5 protein-coding genes are annotated in these 3,858 nt (G+C 63.7%); 2 read left to right on the forward strand and 3 right to left on the reverse strand.

Going from position 1 to position 3,858, the window contains the following annotated elements; genetic code table 11:
• Positions 1 to 69: 69 nt before the first annotated feature.
• On the reverse strand, positions 70 to 747 hold the full coding sequence (locus tag VLR48_RS06110; RefSeq protein WP_325290925.1) for a DUF2779 domain-containing protein: 678 nt from the start codon (positions 745 to 747) through the stop codon (positions 70 to 72).
• A gap of 201 nt (positions 748 to 948) precedes the next feature.
• Positions 949 to 1,620: a DUF2784 family protein gene (locus tag VLR48_RS06115; protein WP_325290926.1), complete on the reverse strand. Its 672-nt coding sequence runs from the start codon at positions 1,618 to 1,620 to the stop codon at positions 949 to 951.
• A gap of 221 nt (positions 1,621 to 1,841) precedes the next feature.
• On the opposite strand from VLR48_RS06115, the gene VLR48_RS06120 reads away from it, so the two are divergent.
• Both VLR48_RS06120 and VLR48_RS06125 read left to right on the forward strand, forming a co-directional pair.
• Positions 1,842 to 2,270 carry a hypothetical protein gene (locus VLR48_RS06120; protein ID WP_325290927.1) on the forward strand — a complete coding sequence of 143 codons (429 nt, stop codon included), beginning with the start codon at positions 1,842 to 1,844 and terminating at the stop codon, positions 2,268 to 2,270.
• Between the two features lie 259 nt (positions 2,271 to 2,529).
• Positions 2,530 to 3,033 carry a YbaN family protein gene (locus tag VLR48_RS06125; RefSeq protein WP_325290928.1) on the forward strand — a complete coding sequence of 168 codons (504 nt, stop codon included), beginning with the start codon at positions 2,530 to 2,532 and terminating at the stop codon, positions 3,031 to 3,033.
• Between the two features lie 162 nt (positions 3,034 to 3,195).
• Here VLR48_RS06125 and VLR48_RS06130 read toward each other — a convergent pair.
• The coding region (locus VLR48_RS06130; protein ID WP_325290929.1) for an oxidoreductase at positions 3,196 to 3,858 on the reverse strand (663 nt) is incomplete at its 5' end.

Raw genomic sequence — 3,858 nt, forward strand, 5'->3', positions numbered from 1 at the left:
AGTGCCGTTTCGCGTCCTGCGGGAGACCAACAGGACCGTCGCATCCATCGCCGCGGGCGTAGGCTCGCGCTAATTGAGCATCTGACCCGATGCCGCCGGATCCGGAGCACCTCCCGCATGCTCGGCGAAGGCCTGCACCAGATCAGAGAGCTGCCGATCGCCGTACCGAACCAGGGCACGGATGAGCTGGCGCCGACGAGTGGTCTGGGTGCGCACATCAATGAGCTCGAGATAAGCCGCCCGAGCCGCCGGATCGTCGCGCAGCTCGGGCGAGGTGTCGACGGCATCGTCTGGCCACAGAACCGATGTCGCCGGGTCGTCGACCGACAGGGCGCGACCGATCTCGGTCTTCGCTCGCCGTTGCGCGAATCGATCGACCTCCACCAATCGGGTCAGCGCATCGGCGAGTGCTCCCGGCGGATCGGCAAGATGTCGGTGTAGCCCATGCAGGAGTGCCGTCTCGCGGGCGGAAGGCACCAGGATCGCGCCCGTGCGCGCGATGACGGCGAGCAGTGCTTCGACCAGCTCGGGTCGCGGGTCGAGTCCGCGCGTATCCAGAAATCCGAACTGCTCGGTCAGACCGCTGGCGGACTCGACATGGCAAGACCACTGGTACGGCATGGGCTCGGGGCGTGGTGACCCGGCCGGCGCAGGCGTGGCGACCTCCAGAACGCCGATCCTCAGGTAGTGGCGCGGGAAGGCGGTATCGCGCGGGAGAGCAGGTTTGGGGGGCTGGCGAACAGTCATGATCATTGAGACTCCGGTCCATTGTTCGGGGATGGCGCGCTCGCCGCGATCGGAGGTGTTTTCCCTCCACGGGCGTGCGCGACGGACCTAGAGTGCACCCATGACGCGACAGGTCTTGTCGCATGCCGGTCGGGAAGGTGAGTCCGGGTGGCGAGTAACGATCGGCTGGCTCGGCGCATTCGCTGTGCTGGCTCCGTAAACCTACGGGCAACGGCGACTGTGACGACTGCGCTTGTACCCGAGGTATCCGTAGAGGAGCCCGTTTCCGAGAATGAGTGCGAGACCGAGCATGAGCTGGGTCCCGCGGGTCAGGCCGGGAGGGTAGATCAGAGGCACGATGTAATGGTCGATGAAACCGCCGCTGTAGCCGCCCTCTCCTGCTGCGAGTCGCCATTGGACCTCGAGCGGCGTGAGCGGACAGATGAAGCCGCCGAGCTCGATAACGATTCCCCAGAGTAGACACGGCAGATGCAGGTAAGCCACCGCCGGCCAGCGCAACGCCAAGAACCCGCCGAGGGCGACGAAGGCGATGAAGAGGGCGTGCAGCACCTGCCCCCACAGGCTGTAGCCCTCCATCCGGGCCGTCAGATTAACCGTGTCGCCGATCACGGTGTACTCGTTGTAGACCCGCGAGCCGAAGCTGCCGGCCATCACGCTGCCGCTGTTGACGGCGATACCGGCATAGATGCCGGGCTTTCCGATCAGTTGGCTTTCACGGTTGAGCTCGAGCATCGCCTGCTGCATCTCGACCGCACAGGAAAGCGCGCACTTGAGGTGATCGTCGCGACGCACCGGCGCTCCGAAGAGCGCCATCACGGCGTCGCCCATGAATTTGTCGACGACGCCCCCGTGACGGTGGACGAGCCCCACCATCCGCGCGAAGGACCGATTGAGCAGCCTGATGATGCTGTGGGGAGGGTTGGGATTCGGTCAGTGCCGTGAAGCCGCGAATGCAGAAAAAGCCCTGTGGCAATCGAGAGTGATTGACGTTTTTCATGGGACAAATGGTGCGAGCGGAGCAAGCTGCTCCTTTTTCGGGGACGTCTCGCCGTGTCCTCGTCACGCCATGCACCGACCTCAGGAGACACCCCCGGATGGATCGTTTCACCCGTATCTACAGTATCGCAATCGGCGTCGTCGTCATCGGCGCCCTGGCCGTTTGGATCGCCTCGGCCTGGAAGCCGCAGGTTTGGGAGCTCGATCAAGTCCTCGAAGCAGATCCGCTGGTTTCGTCCTACCCCTATCGCTTCCGGGTGGTCTCGTTCGAGAACGGGGTCGCGACGATCTCGACGCCGCGCTCCTTCGACGTACCGGCCTACCGATTCCTCGCCATTATCCACCCGAATCTGACCAACAAGGCGGACAATGATCCGCAGGTGATCGCCGCACAACAGGATCTGATCGATCATCAGAAGCGTGCCCAAGGTTTGATTCTGGCACAACCCCAGGTCGACTCCGTCGAATGGCAGCTTGATACTCAATGGCTCGCGGCGCGCGGGATCACCGTCTCGCCCACGCCTTAACCCCCGCCGTCTCTCCCGAGCCGGCCCGGTGTGACCCGCGCCCGGGCCACGCTGTCGGCGCGTCGATTCTCACGCATCCCTGCCTCTTCCGGCCAATGGGCGTATCAGTCGGGAGCCGCTATACTCTCGGCCTCGCAGTCAGTTGGGCCGTCGTGGGGTCCTTCTGGATGGAGCGGAGCCGCAGGGTAATCTATCCCGAATTCGGGTAGTCGAACCTCGGTGTCCCTTCGGAAGTCGACCCTTCAGCCTGGAGCATCCGATGCACGGCAATATCCCCGAGCAACATCCCCCTGTCCCAAGCGTAGGCCGGAACCGCCGCCGGGTTTACAACCTATTGGGCTGGCTCTGCTTCGGATTGGGTTTTTTGGGAATGGTGTTGCCGCTGATGCCGACCACGGTGTTCTGGATCTGTGCGACCTGGCTGTGGCTGCGCAGCTCGCCCAAGCGGGTGCGCTTCTTGGTCGAGCACCCGCGTTTCGGCGAATCGATTCGAGGGTTTCTTGAGCGCGGCGAGATGTGCCGAACCGGCAAGACGGCGGCCATCGGGAGCATGGCGATCAGCTGGTCGGTCTGGTACGGACTCGCCACCCCGGGGCCTGTGCTGGCGCTCTCGGTCGCGGCGATTCTGGGTCTGGTGGCGCTGTGGATCGGAACACGTCCGGAGGGTCCAAAACCGCAAACGCAGGCTCTGGTGACCTTGGACCTCAACGCCTTCTCGCGCGCACCGAGTCCCGCGAAATCGCCACGAAACCCGCCGAGCTGAGCCGCCGGATGGGTAGAGCGTTGCGAAACCCGTCCCCCGACGCCGACGCCCGAGCAACGCCGTAGGGGTGGACAAGCCCAGCGCCGTCCACCAACGCCGCCGCGGGGTTCGGTGGACTTCGCTCTCGCTCGTCCCTACGGACCGAGGGGTCAATCTCCGCGGTCAATCATAGATCAGCTCGGACCAACGTCCCTCGTCGATCATCTTTTCCTTGATCGCCTTCCAATCTTCGGACGACCCCGCCCGCTCCGCCATCACCTTGTCGAAGACCGCCGCGATCTTGCCCAGTCCCGAGAGGAAGACATGCGTCGTGGGCTCGTTGATGAGGTGCAATGCCTCGTCGGCGTTGTCGGCCAGACCGCGTTCCAATGCCTGCGAGGACGACATCAAGGGACGCGTGCCGAGCGCCCTGAATGCCTTGAAGGTCTTCTCGTCGTAATAGTTGGCGAGATCGGTGGTCTCGTCGTTGGTATACATGAGGTCCAGCCCGCTGCGGCCGCCGTAATACAGCCGAACCTGCCCCGTCCAATCGCCGCGCCGTTCGTAGATCAGCTGTGCGAAGGCCCGGAACGGGGCAATACCGGTCCCGGTGCCGATCATGAGTAGGTTGGCTCGGTTGTCCAACGGCATCTTGAATGGACTGAGATAGGGACCGCTGATGATCAATGAGGCACCCGGCTTTGCATCGCACAGATAGTTCGAGGCGATACCCGGATAGCGCTCTCCGCTGACCTCGTCGATATAGAAGCAGCGACGGACCAGAAGATCGAGTGCAACACCGGAGTCGAGCGGGATACTACGCGCGTTGGCAATCGAATAGCGGCG

It is taken from the genome of Thiocapsa sp., assembly GCF_035467215.1.
Classification (GTDB): domain Bacteria; phylum Pseudomonadota; class Gammaproteobacteria; order Chromatiales; family Chromatiaceae; genus Thiocapsa.